We start from the raw sequence: 16,930 nt of genomic DNA on the forward strand, positions 1-16,930 counted from the left end.
TCCGGACCGGGATGGTACAAGCGCCCCGACCCGCCCGGCCCCGCGTGGCCGTGACGCGCGAATTGCCCGACGCGATCGCCGCGCGGATGGGCGAGTTGTTTGATGCCAGCCTCAACCAGTCCGACGAAGCGATGGATCGCGCGGCGCTGCTGGCGGCGGTCGCGGATTGCGACGTGCTGGTGCCGACCGTGACCGACACGATCGATTCCGAATTGATTGCTGCGGCAGGCGAGCGGCTGAAGCTGATCGCCAATTTCGGATCGGGCGTGAACCATATCGATCTCAAGGCCGCACGCGCGCGCAAGATCGTCGTCACCAACACGCCGGGCGTCCTGACCGAGGACACGGCCGACATGACAATGGCGCTGATCGTCTCGGTCCCGCGGCGGTTGGCCGAAGGCGAGAAGCTGGTGCGATCGGGCCAGTGGAAGGGCTGGTCGCCCGGGGGCATGCTGGGGCACCGGATCGGCGGCAAGAAGCTGGGTATCGTCGGCATGGGCCGGATCGGCCAGGCGGTCGCGCGGCGCGCACGAGCCTTCGGCCTCTCGATCCACTATCACAACCGCCACCGGCTGCCCGAGGTGGTCGAGGCGGAACTGGGCGCGACCTGGCATGCGGATCTCGACTCGATGCTGCGCGAGATCGACATTCTGACGATCCATACACCGCTCAACGATGACAGCCGCGACTTGATCGATGCACGGCGGATCGGGCTTCTGGGGCCGCAGGTCTACCTCATCAACGCTTCGCGCGGCGGGATCGTCGACGAGGAGGCGATGGTCGATGCGCTTGAGGGCGGGCGGCTGGCCGGCGCGGGGCTGGACGTGTGGCGGTTCGAGCCGCAGATCGATCCGCGGCTGCTGGCACTGCCCAATGTCGTGATGACCCCGCATATGGGCAGTGCGACCTATGAGGGGCGTCATGCGACCGGCGAGAAGGTGATCGCCAATATCCGCTTCTGGGCCGATGGCCACCGTCCGCCCGACCAGGTGCTGGAAGGCTGGATGTGACGGCGCCGCTGTTCCACCTCGCCATTCCGGTCGACGATCTGGAGGCTGGGCGGGCCTTTTACGGCAAATTGCTGGGCTGTCCGCAGGGGCGCGAGGATCCCGGGCACTGGATCGACTTCGATTTTCGCGGGCATCAGTTGGTGCTTCACAAGGGTGAGGGCGCCGGGGTGCGAACGCGCAACGCGGTGGACGGCGACGCGGTGCCGGTGCCGCATTTCGGGCTGGTGCTCGACTGGGACGAGTGGCACGCGCTGGCCGAGCGGCTGCGCGGGGCGGGGACGCAGTTTGTGATCGAACCGCATATCCGCTTTGCCGGAAAGCCCGGGGAGCAGGCGACGATGTTCTTCTACGACCCGGCGGGCAATGCGCTTGAGTTCAAGGCGTTCAAGGATATCGGGCAGCTGTTCGCGACGTAGATAGCGCCTCCCCTTCAGAAGAGGGGTTGGGGTGGAGCAGTCGTCTCAGGCGATGCGCTCTGCGAGACCCGCACGCCCCCACCCCCTACCCCTCCCCTGAAGGGGAGGGGCTTTGGCCGTCCTTCGCTGCGCGCCGCTTCTTGACGGCGCGTGCGATCAGTAGGCCGCCGAGGATGAACCCTCCGGGCGCGAGCAGGACCGCGGCGGCGATCGCCGCGTTCTTCGCTGCCTTGGACTTGGGTGGCGCTTCGTCAGACAGTGAAGCTCTCACCGCAGCCGCATGCACCCTTGGCGTTGGGGTTATTGAAGACGAAGCCGGCGGTGAAATCGTCTTCGACCCAGTCCATCGTCGAACCGATCAGATAGAGCACCGATCCGCCGTCGACGAACAGGGCGCCGCCCGGCGTGTCGATCCGCTCGTCCATCGGGTTCGCCGTGGTCACGTAATCGACCGAATAAGCAAGGCCCGAACAGCCGCGGCGCGGGGTCGAGAGCTTGACGCCGATCGCGCCTTCGGGCGCCCGCGACATCAGGTCGGCGATGCGTGCTTCCGACCCGGGGGTCAGGATGATCGCGGCGGGGCGGGCGCGGGTCTTGGTTTCGGTCATCACAGCATCCCCAGTTCGAGCCGGGCTTCGTCGCTCATCTTCTGCGGGTCCCATGGCGGGTCCCAGACGAGGTTGACCTCGGCATGGCCGACGCCGGGAACGGCACCGACGCGCAATTCGACCTCGCCCGGCATCGACTCAGCGACCGGGCAATGCGGGGTGGTGAGTGTCATCGTCACCACGGCATGGCCATCGCCCGTCACCTCGACATTGTAGATCAGGCCGAGGTCGTAGATGTTCACCGGAATCTCGGGATCGTAGATCTCCTTGAGCGCATCGATGATCGCGTCATAGGTCGCGCCGCCGGGCTCGCCTGCGGGGAGATCGGCGGGCTTCTGCGAGAGGAAGCCGTCGAGATAGTCGCGCTTGCGTTCGAAGGTTTCGCGGGGCGTATCCTCAACGCGCGCGCGCGGCGGCGCCTCGACCGAGGTCACTTCTTCCACTTCGATTTTCCGTTCTTCGTTCACGACGCTCACCCGAAGATCCTTGTTACGCGTTCGATACCCTTGACCAGCGCATCGATGTCCGCCGCGCCATTGTAGACGCCGAAGCTGGCGCGGGCCGTCGCCGTCACCCCGAGCGAGTCCATCAGCGGCTGTGCGCAGTGATGGCCGGCGCGGATCGCGACATTGGCTTCGTCCAATATGGTGGCGACATCGTGGGGATGAACCCCCTCGACTTCGAAACTGACGATACCGGCGCTGTCGGAGGGGCCGAAGACGCGGACGCTGTTGAGCCCCGCCAGCGCCTCACGCGTCGTCGTCACCAAGGCGGTTTCGTGCGCGTGAATTCGGTCGAGGCCGATACCGTCGACATAGTCGATCGCGGCATGGAGGCCGATCACGCCGGTGATGTGCGGCGTTCCCGCCTCGAACCGGCCCGGGGGCGGGGCGTAGGTGGTGCGCTCGAACGTCACGCGGTCGATCATCGATCCGCCGCCCTGATAGGGCGGCATCGCGTCGAGCAGTTCGTAGCGGCCCCACAGCACGCCGATCCCGGTCGGGCCGTAGAGCTTGTGCCCCGAGAAGACGTAGAAGTCGCAGTCGAGATCGGCGACGTCCACCGGCAGGCGCGGAACCGCCTGGCATCCGTCGAGCAGCAGCTTGGCGCCGACGGCATGGGTAAGCGCAGCGGCGCGCTTGGCGTCGAGCACCGAGCCGAGCACGTTCGAGACATGGGCGAGCGCGACCAGCTTGTGCGCAGGCGTGAGCATCCGCTCCATCGCGTCGAGATCGATACGATGATCTTCGGTCAGCGGGATGACGTCGATCTGCGCGCCGGTACGCTCGGCGACCATCTGCCACGGCACGATGTTCGAGTGATGCTCAAGCTGGCTGAGCAGGATGCGGTCGCCGGGCTTGAGGACGCTGCCCGCCCAGCATTGCGCGACGAGGTTGATGCCCTCGGTCGCGCCGCGGACGAAGACAACCTCGTTCTCCTGCCCGCCGATGAACTTCGCGACGCGGCGGCGCGCGGCTTCGAACGCCAGCGTCATGTCGGCCGAGCGCTGGTAGACGCCGCGATGCACCGTCGCATAGTCGCGGTCATAGGCGCGGGTGATCGCGTCGATGACCGGCTGCGGCTTCTGCGAGGTCGCAGCGGTGTCGAGATAGGCCCAGCCCTGCGGGATCGCGGGGAAATCTGCCAGCAGGTCGAGCGGCGCGGTAGCGGTGAGGATGGTCACAGCGCGGCCTCCAGCCATGTCTCCGCGTCGGCGGCGAACGCCTCACGGACGATCTCGTCGCCGATCCGATCAAGCGCGTCGGCGACGAAGGCGTGGGTGAGCAACGCCTTGGCCTGCGGCTCCGGGATGCCGCGCGACTGCATGTAGAACAGTGCCTTGGCGTCGAGCTCGCCGACGGTGGCGCCGTGCGCGCACTTCACGTCGTCGGCGAAGATCTCCAGTTCGGGCTTGAGGTTCACCGTCGCGGTGCGCTTGAGCAGCAGGCCGCGCAGCGACTGTTCGCCATCGGTCTTCTGCGCGTGGCGGGCGACTTCGGCGCGGGCGGCGAGGCTGGCGGTGGAGGCGTCGGCGGCGACCGCGCGCCAGATCTGGCGGCTGGTGCCCTCGATCGCGGCGTGATGCACGGCGACGGCGGCCTCCTGGCGTTGCTCGCTACGGGTCAGCAGGGCGCCGCCCATTTCGGCATAGGCGCCGACGCCGTCGAGGCGGAGGAAGCCGTCGATGCGGCTGCCGCTGCCCCCCGCGCCGAGGAAGGTGGAGACGTAGCTGGCCGCTTCGCCGATCTGCGCCTCGTCACGGATCGAGACGAAGCCCTCGTCCTGCAGCAGGCGTACGGCGCGCTGGAGGCGGGCGCCCTTGCCCAGCGAGGCGTGGAGGAGCCGGTTGCTCCAGCCGCGGCCGGCATAGGTTTCGATCACGGTCGCGACGGCATCGTCGGCCATGTCGATGCGTGCCGGGACATGGTTTTCGCCGCCGGTGCCGAGATGGACGATCTGGATGGGATCGGTCGCTGCGGCGGCGTCGAGACGCAGCACCCAGCCTTCGCCTTGGGCAAGGTGGCCGAGCGGATGGCTGCCGGTCATCTCGAGCCGGGTGAGCTGGACCGGGCCGGGGCGGCTGTGCGCAGGTTCGAACGCGCCATCGACGAAGAACAGGCGCGGTCCAGCGATGTCGAGGAACAGTGTGGCGGGATCGATTCCGGTCGCGGCAGGCGCGGTGTCAGCGGCGGCGCGGAGCGTGTCGAGGTCGCTCCAGCGCCAGGCTTCCTCACGCGGCGAGGGGAGGGTGAGCGTGCTCATCGGTTCAGGCCGCTACCTGCGCATAGCCTTCGCGCTCAAGCTCGTGCGCGAGTTCGGGGCCGCCGGTCTTCACGATGCGGCCATCGGCAAGGATGTGGACCGCGTCGGGCTTCACATAATCGAGCAGGCGCTGATAGTGGGTGATCAGCAGCACTGCCTTGTCGGGCGCGCGCATGATGCGGTTGATGCCTTCGCCGACGATGCGCAGCGCGTCGATGTCGAGGCCGCTATCGGTCTCGTCCAGCACCGCGAACTTGGGGTTCAGGATACCCATCTGGACCATCTCGTTGCGCTTCTTCTCGCCGCCCGAGAAGCCGACATTGACCGGGCGCTTGAGCATCTCCGCGTCCATCTCCAGCGCGCCGGCCTGGGCGCGGGCGAGCTTGAGGAACTCGGCGCCCGAGAGGGGGGCTTCGCCGCGCGCGCGGCGCTGGCTGTTGAGGCTTTCGCGCAGGAACTGGACGTTGGAGACGCCGGGGATCTCGACCGGATACTGGAAGCCGAGGAACAGGCCCGCGGCGGCGCGCGCATGCGGATCGAGGTCGAGCAGGTCGACGCCGTCGAAGGTCACCGAGCCTTCCGTCACCTCATAGCCGGGGCGGCCGCCCAGGACATAGCCGAGCGTCGACTTGCCCGCGCCATTGGGGCCCATGATCGCATGGACTTCGCCCGCGTTCACGCTGAGCGAGAGGCCCTTGAGGATCGGCTTGCCGTCGACTTCGGCGTGGAGGTTTTCGATTACGAGCATGGTCACTTTCCGGTAGCGGGCGGCGCCGTGCGGCCGCCCGGATATTTGGCGTTGAGCGCGGCGAGGAAGACCTGCTCGCGCGTCTTGAGGCAGGTTTTCATCGCCCAGCTGCTGGTGTGGCCGCTGTCGGAGCAGGCACGCGCGGCATCGCACCAGAAATTGTCGAAGACGGGGTCGCCGACGCCCCTCCTGACACGGCACTTCTTCACCTCGCCCTTGCGGGTGAGGGTGATGTCGATCTCGACCCGGCGCAGTTTGCGCGCGAGGATGAGGATCTCGTCTTCCGGCGGCGGGGGCGACACGACCTGTGTCGCGGCGAGCAGGAGGGCGATCACCGCGGCTCCTCCACCTTGGGGCCGCCAAAGGTGATGACGGGCGGGCCGTTATCGGCCTTGGGCGGCGGCGGCAGCTTGCTGAGCCGGTTGGGGTCGTCCTCGGTCTCGGTCGAGACCAGGGGGCCGACCGCGGGGACCTTGGGCGGGTCGGGCTTGAGCTTGACGCCGAGGCCGAGCTTGGGTTCTTCGGGCTTCGGCCTGGTCTCGACTGCCATCAGGGCCTTGTTGCCCTCGCCGCCGCAAAATTGCTGGCCCTTGATCGAGGTGACGCAATCGGGGAGCGAGGTGCAGGCGCGGGCGTCGACTGTGGCGACGCCGCTCGACTTGAACACGCGGCAATTGATCAGGCGGCCGTCTGCGGCCTTGTCGAAGACGAGCGCGACGCGGCCTGCAGTCGCGGTGACGACCACTTCCTCATATTCCTCGGCCGCAGGTGGCGCGACCGCCGCCTGCTGGGGAGCAGCGAGAAGGAGGAACAGTGAGAGCATCACACTCCCCGATCGTCACCCCGGACTTGTTCCGGGGTCCACCGCGCCACGGGCGACGGCATCACGAAAGGAAAGCTGGACCCCGGAACAAGTCCGGGGTGACGGATGGGTGAAGAGGTGCGGCGCATTATCCGACGCTCCCCTCAAGGCTGATGCCGAGCAGCTTCTGTGCCTCGACCGCGAATTCCATCGGGAGCTGCTGGAGCACTTCCTTGGCGAAGCCGTTGACGATCAGGGCGACGGCCGCTTCCTGATCGAGGCCGCGCTGCATCGCGTAGAAGAGCTGGTCCTCGGAGATCTTGGAGGTGGTCGCCTCATGCTCGATCTGGGCCGAGGGATTGCGCACCTCGATATAGGGAACAGTGTGCGCGCCGCACTGGTCGCCGAGCAGCAGGCTGTCGCACTGGGTGAAGTTGCGGACATTCTCCGCCGTCGGGCCGACGCGGACGAGGCCGCGATAGGTGTTGTCGCTGCGGCCGGCGCTGATGCCCTTGGAGATGATCGTCGAGCGGCTGTTCTTGCCCAGATGGATCATCTTGGTGCCGGTATCGGCCTGCTGGCGGTTGTTGGTGACCGCGACCGAATAGAATTCGCCGACGCTGTTCTCGCCCGCCAGCACGCAGGACGGGTATTTCCAGGTGATCGCGCTGCCGGTCTCGACCTGAGTCCAGCTGACCTTGGAGTTCTTGCCCTGGCAGAGCGCGCGCTTGGTCACGAAATTGTAGATGCCGCCGACGCCATTCTCGTCGCCCGGATACCAGTTCTGGACGGTCGAATATTTGATCTCGGCATCGTCGAGCGCGACCAGTTCCACGACTGCGGCGTGGAGCTGGTTCTCGTCGCGCATCGGGGCGGTGCAGCCTTCGAGATACGAGACATAGGCGCCCTTGTCGGCGACGATCAGCGTGCGTTCGAACTGGCCGGTATTCTCGGCATTGATGCGGAAATAGGTCGACAGCTCCATCGGGCAGCGAACGCCCTCAGGGATGTAGACGAAGGTGCCGTCGGAGAAGACCGCGCAGTTGAGCGCTGCGAAATAGTTGTCGTGCATCGGCACGACCTTCCCCAGCCACTTCTTCACCAGGTCCGGATATTCGCGGATCGCCTCGCTGATCGAGCGGAAGATGACGCCCGCGGCTTCGAGCTCGGCGCGGAAGGTGGTGGCGACGCTGACGCTGTCGAACACCGCGTCGACCGCGACCTTGCGCGAGCCTTCGACCCCGGCGAGGACTTTCTGCTCCTCGATCGGGATGCCGAGCTTCTCATAGACGCGCAGGATTTCAGGATCGACCTCGTCGAGGCTGCCGAGCTTGGGCTTGGCCTTGGGCTCGGCGTAATAATAGGCGTCCTGATAGTCGATCGGCGGGATCGACAGCTTCGCCCAGTCGGGCGGGGTCATGGTCAGCCAGTGGCGATAGGCCTTGAGCCGCCAGTCGAGCATCCACTCGGGCTCGCCCTTCTTGGCCGAGATGAAGCGGACGGTATCCTCGGACAGCCCCTTGGGGGCGAACTCCTGCTCGATATCCGAGCTGAAGCCCCATTCGTACTTCTTGTTGGCGGCGGCGAGCGCCTCGGCATTCTTGGTGGCCATCAGGCGGGTTCCGGGTGAGTCGAGAGGGTGGCGAGAGTGACGTTCGCGAGCGTCGAGCGCACCGCGCCGTTGACCGCATTCCAGTGCGGTTTCACGCGGCAGCTTTGTTCGATGCAGCAATCATGGCGGCCGTTATCGACACAGGAGGTGAGGGTGATCGGCCCCTCGATCGCCTCGACGATGTCGACCAGGCTGATCGCGGCAGGCGGGCGGGCGAGGCGGAAGCCACCGCCGGTGCCGCGCGCGGATTCGATGAGACCCGCGGAAGAGAGGCGGCTGACCAGCTTCTGCACGGTGGGGAGGGGCAGGCCGGTCTCGTCGGCGAGCAGGGTCGCATTCAGGCGCCCGCTCACGCCGCAATGGCGCGCGGCGGCGGCGAGCATCACGACGGCGTAATCTGTCTGGGCCGAAAGTCGCATTCTTCCTTCGCAGTTGCGAACGGTTCTCAAATCGGAATGATTCGTTCCGATTGGGCAGATGGGCGCGAAGGTGCGCCGCGTCAACCCGCCGATTGGCGCGGGTCGGGCAAGTTCAGGTGTCGCTGATCAGCGGATTGACCTGACCCTGCAAGGCGCTGCGCTGCGAGATGGTGAGCTGGGCGAGCAATGTGGGTTCTTCCAGCAGCTGGCGCGGCGTCCAGCCGGTGAACTGCTTCATCTCGCGGATCAGGTGCGACTGATCGTAGAAGCCGCGATCGAGGAGCTCGTCGAGCGTCGCCTTGCGCTCGGCGAACGCCACCGCGGCCTTGAGCGCGCGATATTTGCGCGCCAGCAGCTTGGGGGGAACGCCGTAGAGCGCCTTGCATTTGCGTTCGAGCTGGCGGTCCGAGAGGCCGGTCGCAGCGGCAAGGGCGCCGATTTCGGGGGAAGCGCAGGCGGCAAGCCACTCATCGACCAGCCGGACGAACGCGGCATCGGGCGCGCGCATATGAGCGAGGCCTGCGATCGACGTTTCCGCGATCGCGACCATCGCCTTGGTGTCGGGCGCGTGCGCGAGCCGGGCCAGCGTCTCGTCGATCGCAGCGCCGAACAGGTCGCGGGCGTCCAGCACGCGGTTGAGCATGGTCGATGCGTCATTGCCGATCAGCGCTGCCCAGCCGGCCGGGGTGATCCCGCAACCGAAGACATGGACGGGGCCGGCGACCTTGACCTGCATCGCGCCGCTGGTCGGTCCTATGACATGGACTGGCGGGGCCGGCTGGATGCCGCCATCCGGCATGCGATACTCGGCAGCGCCTTCGGAAATGCGGAAGCGCAGCTGCGCATGGTCGGCACGCTCGGTGTCCTCCAGAAAGGGGACATCGGCCCGGAAATGGTAGAACAAAGTGACCCAATCGGCAGTGCCTGCTTCCGGCACCGCATATTCCAGTTGCACCGCCGTCATCGAACGTCCCCAACTGCGGCAGACGGCAGGTTAGGCGTGTTCGCACACGAGGGGAAGCGTTGAAAAATGGGGAAAGGGCTCGACGGGAGGTGACTCCCGCCGAGCTTAGTTTCAGAAGCCCCTGTTGGAAGCTCCTCAGGTCGCCTTGACCCTCTAGACATGGCCAATCGATTCGGTCTTGGAAGAATTCGACATCGCTACAAGGTTTTGGATGCAAATATTGCAATGCAGAAAAGTCCGATGAGCGCCTACGCCCTGCTGCGTCCGGCGCTGTTCAAGCTCGATGCCGAGCGCGCGCACCGGCTGACGATCCGGGCATTGTCGATCGTCGGCGGTACCAGGAGCGTGCCGCGCGTGCGGCCGGTGACGATCGCGGGCCTGGAATTCCCCAATCCGGTGGGCCTTGCGGCGGGAATGGACAAGGATGGCGAGGCGGTCGCCGGGCTGTTCGGGCTGGGCTTCGGCGCGGTCGAGATCGGATCGCTGACGCCACGGCCGCAGAGCGGCAACCCCAAGCCGCGGCTGTTCCGGCTGGCGGAGGACCGCGGCGTGGTGAACCGCATGGGCTTCAACAATGGCGGGATCGATGCGGCGCTGGCGCGGGTGGCCGGGCGCAGGCATGCTGGCGTGCTGGGCATCAATGTCGGCGCGAACAAGGACAGCGACGACCGCGTGGCGGACTATGCGCTGGGCGTCGGCAAGGCGGCGCGGGTCGGCGACTATGTGACGATCAACGTCAGTTCGCCCAACACGCCGGGGCTGCGCGACCTGCAGTCGCGGCCGGCGCTGGACGATCTGCTGGCGGCATCGAGTGCGGCGCGGGTGGTGGACGGCCGGCGCGTTCCCCTGTTTCTCAAGGTCGCGCCCGATCTGGATACCAAGGGGCTGGACGACGCGGTGCGTGCCGCGATCGACAACGGGATCGATGCGCTGATCGTCGGCAACACGACGATCTCGCGCCCCGATACGCTGCGGTCGCCGCAGGCCGGGGAGACGGGTGGACTTTCGGGCGCGCCGCTCAAGACGCTGGCACGGGCGAAGCTGGTCGAAGCGCTGGCATCGGGCGGAGGGCAGCTGCCGGTGATCGCGGCCGGCGGGATCGACTCGCCCGAGGAAGCGCTGCTGCGGCTCGAGGCGGGCGCGGCGCTGGTGCAGATCTACTCGGCGCTGGTCTATGAAGGCCCCGGGCTGGTGCGGCGGATCCTGAAGCGCCTGTAGTGCCGTAGCGGCATTGCGCTTGGCCGCGGGGCCGCTAGGCTCGCTTCCCGGAGATGCGCGGGCACGAACCCGCGCCTGGGGCGTTAAGGGGACAGGATGCGCAAGCTCGAACGATTCGACAATCTGGTACAGATGTTCTTTGCGCGGGCGCGCGAGAAGGGGGATGCGCCGTTCCTGTGGGCCAAGACCGGCGGCGAATGGGTGCCGACGAGCTGGGCTGAGGCTGCGCGGCAGGTCGCGGGGCTCGCCGCGGCGCTGAAGAAGCTGGGGCTGAAGCCGGGCGACCGGGTGATGCTGGTCAGCGAGAACCGCCCCGAATGGTGCATCAGCGATCTGGCGATCATGGCCGCGGGTGGCGTGACCGTGCCGACCTACACCACCAATACCGAGCGCGACCACCAGCATATCATCGAGAATTCGGGCGCGACGATGACGATCGTGTCCAACGGCAAGCTCGCCAAGACGCTGTTGCCCGCGGTTCTGCACACCACCGGCAGCCACAGCCATGTGGTGATCGGGATCGAGGAGATGCGGATCGGCCAACCCGGCGCGATCGAATATCACGACTGGAAGACGCTGATCGCCGAGAACCCGGCGGACGTGGCGGCGGCTGCGGCCGAAGCTGACAAGGCGAAGCGCGAGGATCTGGCGTGCATCATCTACACCAGCGGCACCGGCGGATCACCGCGCGGCGTGATGCAGCATCACGGCGCGATCCTGTCCAATGTCGAGGGCTGCTGCATCGTCATTTCCGAGGATTTCGGATGGGACGACGAGGTGTTCCTGTCGTTCCTGCCCTTGAGCCACGCCTATGAGCATACCGGCGGGCAGCATTTCCCGATCGGGCTGGGCGCGCAGATCTATTATTCCGAAGGCCTCGACAAGCTCGCCTCGAATATCGAGGAGGTGCGCCCGACGCTGATGGTGGTGGTGCCGCGCCTGTTCGAAGTGCTGCGCACGCGGATCACCAAACAGGTCGAGAAACAGGGCAAGTTCGCCAATTTCCTGCTCGACCGCGCGGTATCGATCGGGGGCAAGAAGGCGGCGGGCAGCAGTTCGATCCTCGACCTGCCGATGAGCCTGTTCCTCAGCCGGACCTTGAAGCCCAAGCTCGCCAAACGCTTCGGCGGGCGGATCAAGGCGATGGTTTCGGGCGGGGCGCCGCTCAACCCCGAGGTCGGCGTCTTCTTCGAGAGCCTCGGCATCACCTTCCTGCAGGGCTATGGCCAGACCGAGGCAGCGCCGGTGATCAGCTGCAACCGGCCCAAGGCGGGGTTGAAGCACGACACGGTCGGCCCGCCGCTGGAAGGCGTCGAGGTCAGGATCGCCGAGGATGGCGAGATTCTGGTGCGCGGCGAGCTGGTGATGCACGGATATTGGCGCAACGAGGCCGAGACCGCGCGCGTCCTCAAGGACGGCTGGCTGCACACCGGCGATATCGGGATGATCGACGAGAAGGGCCGGATCAAGATCACCGACCGCAAGAAGGATATCATCGTCAACGACAAGGGCGACAACGTCGCGCCGCAGAAGGTGGAGGGGATGCTGACCCTCCAGCCCGAGATCATGCAGGCGATGATCGCGGGCGATCGCAAGCCGTACATGACCGCGGTGATTGTCCCCGACCCCGAATGGACGCAGGAATGGTGCGCCAAGAACGGGGCCAAATGCGACCTCAAGGCATTGCTCCAGGACCATGACTATCGCACCGCGGTGGGCGCGGCGGTCGAGCGGGTGAACAAGGACCTGTCGGTGATCGAGCGCATCCGCCGCTTCATCCTGGCCGACGAGCCGTTCAGCATCGAGAACGAGCAGCTGACGCCGAGCCTGAAGATCCGACGGCATGTGCTGAAACAGGTCTATGGCGAGCGGCTGGACGCGCTGTACAAGAGCTGAGCGCGGCCCGCGGGGTGCTGGCCGCCTTCAAGGGGGCGGCTGTGGCGCGCAAGACCCAGATCGTGATCGTCGGCGGGGGCGCAGGCGGGCTTGAGCTCGCGCGGCGGCTGGGTGCACGGTTCGGCCGCCGCACCCATGACATCATCCTGGTCGACAGGAACCGCACGCACATCTGGAAGCCGCTGCTCCACGAGGTCGCAGCGGGTTCGCTCGACGCCAATCTCGACGAGGTCGGTTATCGCAGCCACTGCCACCGCTGGGGCTATCGTTTCTTCCTCGGCACGCTGGAGAGCATCGATCCCGCGGCCCGTGAGATCGTGATCGCGCCGCTGCTGGACGACGACGGCAGCGAGCTGATCGCGCGGCACCGGCTGCGGTTCGACTATCTGGTGCTGGCGATGGGGTCGGTGGGCAATGATTTCGGTACGCCGGGTGCGCGCGAACATTGCATCTTCCTCGACGAGCGCCAGCAGGCGGACCGGTTCCGCAACAAGCTGCTCAACCACTGCCTGCGCGTGTCGCGGGCGATGGTGGACGATCCGGCGAGTGATGCGCATGTCGATATTGCGATCGTTGGCGGGGGTGCGACGGGAGTCGAGCTTGCGGCCGAGCTGTTTAACGCGGCGGGCGCCCTGCGGTATTACGGGCTGGAGGTGTTCGACGAGCAGCGGCTGCGCGTGACGCTGATCGAGGCAGGGCCGCGAATCCTGCCTGCGCTGCCCGAACGGCTGGCCGAAGCGGCACAGCGCGAGCTGGAGGCGCTTGGCGTCACCGTGCTGACGAACACACCCGTCACCGAGGTGACGGCGGACGCGATGCTGCTCAAATCAGGCGAGCGCATCCCTGCGGACCTGCGCGTCTGGGCGGCGGGGGTGAAGGCCGCCCCGCTCGCCAGCGACGCGGACGGGCTGGCGCGCGCGCCGAGCGGGCAGTTCATCGTGCGCCCGACGCTGCAGACCGAGACCGACGACCGCATCTTCGCGATCGGCGATTGCGCCTGGTGCGTCCTGCCGGGGGAGACGCGGCCCGTGCCGCCGCGCGCGCAATCGGCGCACCAGATGGCGTCTGCCACCTATCGCAACCTGGTCGCGATCGAGACGGGGCGGCCGCTCCGCCCCTTCGTCTATCACGACCATGGCTCGCTGGTGTCGCTCAGCCGCTTTTCGACGGTAGGCAGCCTGATGGGCAATCTGGTCGGCGGACGGATGGCGATCGAAGGGCGGCTGGCGCGCTTCGTCTATACCTCGCTCTACCGGATGCACCTGCTCGCCATCCATGGCTGGATCAAGGGCTGGGCGCTGATTCTGCTCGGCCGGGTGAATGCGATCATCCGCCCCCGGCTCAAGCTTCACTAGATGCCCGGGCGGCAGGCTATCTCCCGCTCGCCACTGTCGCCGCTGCTCCCGGTTTGGCTTCCGGCATGACGACCATCGACCAGTCCTTTTGCGGGGCCAGATATTTGACCGCCAGTGCCTGAAGCTCGAGCGGAGTGGTCGTGCCATAGTCGCGCGCGATCGATCCGATCGCGGCGAAGCGCTGGGGATCGAAGGTGCCGCCTTCGGTCTGCTGCATCCAGAACGGATTGCCGCTCGACCGGCGTACGATCATCTGCGCGGTCGGCACCAGCGCGCGGCGCAGTTCGTCGATCTCGATCGGTCGGGCGATCAGGTCCGCCGCGATCTCTCGCGAGACGCGGAAGAACAGATCGGTCCGCTCGGGCGGGATCAGCGTGATCGCCATGATGCGGCCGCCGCCCGGCTGGCCGACCGGCCATTGGCTGATGACGGTGGGCGAATAGCTCGCGCCCTCGGCCGAACGGATGCGGTCGAGGATGCGGTCGCGCATCACCGCGGCGAGGATCTCGAGCTTGCGGCCCTCGGCGATATTGTCCGAACCGCCACCGGCCTGCCAGGCGATCACCGCGGCCGCCTGATCGGGCTGGCCGCTATGCGTGAGCACGATCGGCTTGGCGACATGCCCGGGGAAGCGCATCGACGGCGCGACGGGCGGGGTCGCCTTGCGCGGCTTCATCGCACCAAAGGTGAGGCGGGCGGCTTCGATCGCCTTCTCGACATCGATATCGCCGAAGATCTGCACCTCGATCGGGCCGCTGGCGAGCAAGGGCGCCCAGAAAGCACGGAAATCCTTGGCGTTGAGCGCTTCGATCCCCTTGAGATCGGGCATCCCCCAGCGCGGGTCGTTGTCGTGCAGCAGCCGTTCGAGGTCGCGGCCGATCACCGCGTCGGGCGATGCCGTGCTGGACGCATAGCCCGAGATGCTGACCGCGCGGGCGCGGGCTACCGGCTTGGGGTCCCAGCCCGGCGACTGGAGCTTGGCCGCGATCAGCTTGAGCTGATCGTCCAGATCCTCCTTGCGGGTCTGGGCGGCAAAGCCGAACGCGTCGTCGCCGATCCCGAAGCTGAGGCCGATCTGGCGATCGCCGGTCAGCTTGTCGAGTTCCTCCTGGCCGAGCAGGCCGCCGGGGGTGGCGATGCCGCTGGCGACCAGCGCCATGCCGCCGGCCCAGGCCGGGGTCAGCCGGTTGGGCGGAATGCCCTGCAAGCCGCGCCCGAAGCGGACATTGACATAGACGCGGCCGACCTCGCCCGGATTCTGGAACAGGATCAGGTTGACGCCATTGGCGAAGCGCACGCGTTCGATCTTGGGATCGGCGACCGCGACCGCGCGCTCGGCGATCTTGCCCGGCGCGCCCAGCGCCGGGAGCGAGGCGAAGGTGACGTTACGTGCGGTGCTGCGCGTGCCGGCCAGCCCCGAGACGTCGGCCTTGAGCGCCGCGGCGAGCTTGGCCTGGACATCGGCATCGGGGGTGCGGGTGTTGATGATCGCGCGGGTCGCATCGCCCTGAAGGATGCGGCGGGTCGAGGCGAGCACACGATCCGGGGTGAACATGCGGCCGTCCACCGCGCCCTTGAAGATGTTGTAGCTCTCCTGCTCGCTCGTCGTCACCTCGTTGATGTCGACCGCCTCGACCAGATTGTCGGCGCGGCGCGAGCCGGCCATCACCGGTGCGGTGCTGACCGAGTTGCGCATGCTCGAATCGATCTCCGCGACTTCGCGGTCGATCTCGGCCTGGGTGGGGGCGGTCGCGAGCGCGTCGGCGATCACCGCGCGGACTTCCTTGACCGCGCTCTCCCAATCCTCGCCGAGCGGGAGAACCTGGATCGCGGTGACATTGGCCGAGCGGACATCGTCGGACAGATCTGCGCCCGCTCCGGCGAAGGCGGCACCGGCCCGCGCGCGGCTTTCGAGGCGGCGGTTGATGATGCGCAGCGAGATGAAGTCGATCATCCGCTCCTGGTTGAACTTCACCGTGTCCTGGAACACCGTCCAGGGGCGAAGGACCGCCAGCGTCACGTAAGGCGGCAGGGTCGGCTCGACCAGCGCCGCGCTGGTGGGCTTGGAGGGATCGGGCTTGCCGAAATCGGGGGTCACGGGGTTGGGGCCGGTGCCCTTCCACGCGGCGAAATGCTTGGCGATCTGGGCCTCGAAGAGCGCCGGGTCCATGTCGCCGACGATGACGAGCGTGGTGCGCTCCGGCCGGTACCAGCGCTGGTGGAAGGCGCGGACGCTGTCGGCGGTGGCGCCATTCAGCGTTTCGGTCGTGCCGATCACCGGGCGTTCGGCGAAAAGCTGGCCGGCGTAGAACAGCTCGCGCTGGGCGTCCTCGAACCGCTGCTGTGCGCGCAGCCGCTCGCGCTGTTCGGCGAGCACCACCGGCCGTTCGAGGTTGAGCATCGCCGCGGTGATGTTGGGCGCGGCCATCATGTCGGCGAGGATCATCATCGACTTGTCGAGGCTGCCCTCGTTCGCGTCAGGCAGGTCGAGCTTGTAGGTGGTCGAGACCGGTGTGGTGCTGGCGTTGCTGTCCGAGCCGAAGGTGACGCCCAGCCGCTGCCATTCGCGCTTCGATTCGCCGTCGGGCACCTTGGCCGAGCCGCGGAAGGAGAGATGTTCGAGCAGATGCGCGAACCCCTTCTCCGACTCGCGCTCCATCAGCGAGCCGACGTCCATGCGCAGGCGGATCGAGACCTGGCCGGGCGGAACCCCGTTCTTGCGCACCGCGTAGCGCAGGCCGTTGGGCAGGGTGCCGAACCGCCATTCGGGGTCGTGCGGGACATCGCTGCCCTTGTAGAGCCAGGGCGCCTTGTCGACCGCGACGGGCGCGGCGACGGGTGCGGGCGCCGCGACCTGCGCAATCGCCGGGATAGCGGCTGCGGCGACGAGGAGGGGAAGGGCGAGCTGCTTGACGCGCGGAAACAATGCCATTGCGCGCTAACTTAGCGTGCTTCGCGGCTCATCGCCAGCCGGAGCGGTTTCGCCGCATTCCGCAACAAGGCGCGCCGCTTTGGCGCGGGTTTCGCCACGATTTGGACCCAGATGCTGCCTAGCCCGATCGCAGGCGCCGCCCGGCGAGTCTCCGCCGCGCGGCCAGTGCCGAAGGGACGAGGTGACG

Annotated in this window: 16 protein-coding genes; 5 read left to right on the plus strand and 11 right to left on the minus strand. The window is 67.2% G+C overall.

Going from position 1 to position 16,930, the window contains the following annotated elements; translation table 11 throughout:
* The first annotated feature begins 11 nt into the window (after nt 1-11).
* Nucleotides 12-1,010 carry a 2-hydroxyacid dehydrogenase gene (locus AC07TU_RS17195; RefSeq protein WP_495189145.1) on the plus strand — a complete coding sequence of 333 codons (999 nt, stop codon included), beginning with the start codon at nt 12-14 and terminating at the stop codon, nt 1,008-1,010.
* Complete coding sequence (locus tag AC07TU_RS17200; RefSeq protein WP_495189146.1) at nt 1,007-1,426, plus strand: VOC family protein; 420 nt, start codon at nt 1,007-1,009, stop codon at nt 1,424-1,426. The genes AC07TU_RS17195 and AC07TU_RS17200 overlap by 4 nt, the downstream gene beginning before the upstream one ends.
* 251 nt (nt 1,427-1,677) lie before the next feature.
* On the opposite strand, the gene AC07TU_RS17205 is transcribed toward AC07TU_RS17200, so the two are convergent.
* The 10 genes from AC07TU_RS17205 to AC07TU_RS17250 form a co-directional block, all read right to left on the minus strand.
* Nucleotides 1,678-2,034, minus strand: a complete 357-nt coding sequence (locus AC07TU_RS17205) for a HesB/IscA family protein (protein ID WP_495189147.1) — start codon at nt 2,032-2,034, stop codon at nt 1,678-1,680.
* Nucleotides 2,034-2,501, minus strand: coding sequence for an SUF system Fe-S cluster assembly protein (locus AC07TU_RS17210; RefSeq protein ID WP_495189328.1), 468 nt, complete (start codon nt 2,499-2,501; stop codon nt 2,034-2,036). The genes AC07TU_RS17205 and AC07TU_RS17210 overlap by 1 nt, the downstream gene beginning before the upstream one ends.
* Before the next feature lie 5 nt (nt 2,502-2,506).
* On the minus strand, nt 2,507-3,712 hold the full coding sequence (locus tag AC07TU_RS17215) for a cysteine desulfurase (RefSeq protein WP_495189329.1): 1,206 nt from the start codon (nt 3,710-3,712) through the stop codon (nt 2,507-2,509).
* 2 nt (nt 3,713-3,714) lie between these two features.
* The gene (locus tag AC07TU_RS17220) at nt 3,715-4,797 is read right to left on the minus strand and encodes a SufD family Fe-S cluster assembly protein (protein WP_495189148.1); all 1,083 of its coding nucleotides are present in this window, start codon (nt 4,795-4,797) and stop codon (nt 3,715-3,717) included.
* Nucleotides 4,798-4,801: 4 nt separating this feature from the next.
* The gene (gene sufC, locus AC07TU_RS17225; protein WP_495189149.1) at nt 4,802-5,545 is read right to left on the minus strand and encodes a Fe-S cluster assembly ATPase SufC; all 744 of its coding nucleotides are present in this window, start codon (nt 5,543-5,545) and stop codon (nt 4,802-4,804) included.
* Nucleotides 5,546-5,547: 2 nt separating this feature from the next.
* A complete protein-coding gene (locus tag AC07TU_RS17230) occupies nt 5,548-5,880 on the minus strand; it encodes an energy transducer TonB (RefSeq protein WP_495189150.1) in 333 nt (110 codons plus the stop codon).
* Nucleotides 5,877-6,368, minus strand: a complete 492-nt coding sequence (locus tag AC07TU_RS17235) for an energy transducer TonB (protein ID WP_495189151.1) — start codon at nt 6,366-6,368, stop codon at nt 5,877-5,879. Before AC07TU_RS17235 ends, AC07TU_RS17230 begins: the two co-directional genes overlap by 4 nt.
* Nucleotides 6,369-6,495: 127 nt before the next feature.
* A complete protein-coding gene (sufB, locus tag AC07TU_RS17240; RefSeq protein WP_495189152.1) occupies nt 6,496-7,959 on the minus strand; it encodes a Fe-S cluster assembly protein SufB in 1,464 nt (487 codons plus the stop codon).
* Nucleotides 7,959-8,378, minus strand: coding sequence for an SUF system Fe-S cluster assembly regulator (locus AC07TU_RS17245; protein WP_495189153.1), 420 nt, complete (start codon nt 8,376-8,378; stop codon nt 7,959-7,961). The genes sufB and AC07TU_RS17245 overlap by 1 nt, the downstream gene beginning before the upstream one ends.
* 112 nt (nt 8,379-8,490) lie before the next feature.
* Nucleotides 8,491-9,342, minus strand: a complete 852-nt coding sequence (locus AC07TU_RS17250) for a helix-turn-helix domain-containing protein (protein ID WP_495189154.1) — start codon at nt 9,340-9,342, stop codon at nt 8,491-8,493.
* Nucleotides 9,343-9,582: 240 nt separating this feature from the next.
* On the opposite strand from AC07TU_RS17250, the gene AC07TU_RS17255 reads away from it, so the two are divergent.
* The 3 genes from AC07TU_RS17255 to AC07TU_RS17265 all read left to right on the plus strand — a co-directional run bounded on the left by AC07TU_RS17255 (nt 9,583) and on the right by AC07TU_RS17265 (nt 13,811).
* Nucleotides 9,583-10,560, plus strand: coding sequence for a quinone-dependent dihydroorotate dehydrogenase (locus tag AC07TU_RS17255; RefSeq protein ID WP_495189155.1), 978 nt, complete (start codon nt 9,583-9,585; stop codon nt 10,558-10,560).
* Nucleotides 10,561-10,656: 96 nt separating this feature from the next.
* Nucleotides 10,657-12,456: an AMP-dependent synthetase/ligase gene (locus AC07TU_RS17260; protein WP_495189156.1), complete on the plus strand. Its 1,800-nt coding sequence runs from the start codon at nt 10,657-10,659 to the stop codon at nt 12,454-12,456.
* A 41-nt stretch (nt 12,457-12,497) separates the two neighbouring features.
* Nucleotides 12,498-13,811 (plus strand): NAD(P)/FAD-dependent oxidoreductase, encoded by a 1,314-nt coding sequence (locus AC07TU_RS17265; RefSeq protein ID WP_495189157.1) that lies wholly within the window; start codon nt 12,498-12,500, stop codon nt 13,809-13,811.
* Nucleotides 13,812-13,827: 16 nt separating this feature from the next.
* On the opposite strand, the gene AC07TU_RS17270 is transcribed toward AC07TU_RS17265, so the two are convergent.
* On the minus strand, nt 13,828-16,743 hold the full coding sequence (locus AC07TU_RS17270) for a M16 family metallopeptidase (protein ID WP_495189158.1): 2,916 nt from the start codon (nt 16,741-16,743) through the stop codon (nt 13,828-13,830).
* Between the last annotated feature and the right edge of the window lie 187 nt (nt 16,744-16,930).

The organism is Sphingomonas sp. GW821-FHT03E12 (assembly GCF_059420685.1).

What these genes read in the sequence shown, in the direction of transcription:
- AC07TU_RS17195 (WP_495189145.1), top strand. Translation starts at nt 12, where the DNA reads ATGGTACAAGCGCCCCGACCCGCCCGGCCCCGCGTGGCCGTGACGCGC.
- AC07TU_RS17205 (WP_495189147.1), bottom strand. Translation starts at nt 2,034, where the DNA reads ATGACCGAAACCAAGACCCGCGCCCGCCCCGCCGCGATCATCCTGACC.
- AC07TU_RS17220 (WP_495189148.1), bottom strand. Translation starts at nt 4,797, where the DNA reads ATGAGCACGCTCACCCTCCCCTCGCCGCGTGAGGAAGCCTGGCGCTGG.
- sufC (WP_495189149.1), bottom strand. Translation starts at nt 5,545, where the DNA reads ATGCTCGTAATCGAAAACCTCCACGCCGAAGTCGACGGCAAGCCGATC.
- AC07TU_RS17235 (WP_495189151.1), bottom strand. Translation starts at nt 6,368, where the DNA reads ATGCTCTCACTGTTCCTCCTTCTCGCTGCTCCCCAGCAGGCGGCGGTC.
- sufB (WP_495189152.1), bottom strand. Translation starts at nt 7,959, where the DNA reads ATGGCCACCAAGAATGCCGAGGCGCTCGCCGCCGCCAACAAGAAGTAC.
- AC07TU_RS17245 (WP_495189153.1), bottom strand. Translation starts at nt 8,378, where the DNA reads ATGCGACTTTCGGCCCAGACAGATTACGCCGTCGTGATGCTCGCCGCC.
- AC07TU_RS17250 (WP_495189154.1), bottom strand. Translation starts at nt 9,342, where the DNA reads ATGACGGCGGTGCAACTGGAATATGCGGTGCCGGAAGCAGGCACTGCC.
- AC07TU_RS17255 (WP_495189155.1), top strand. Translation starts at nt 9,583, where the DNA reads ATGAGCGCCTACGCCCTGCTGCGTCCGGCGCTGTTCAAGCTCGATGCC.
- AC07TU_RS17260 (WP_495189156.1), top strand. Translation starts at nt 10,657, where the DNA reads ATGCGCAAGCTCGAACGATTCGACAATCTGGTACAGATGTTCTTTGCG.
- AC07TU_RS17270 (WP_495189158.1), bottom strand. Translation starts at nt 16,743, where the DNA reads ATGGCATTGTTTCCGCGCGTCAAGCAGCTCGCCCTTCCCCTCCTCGTC.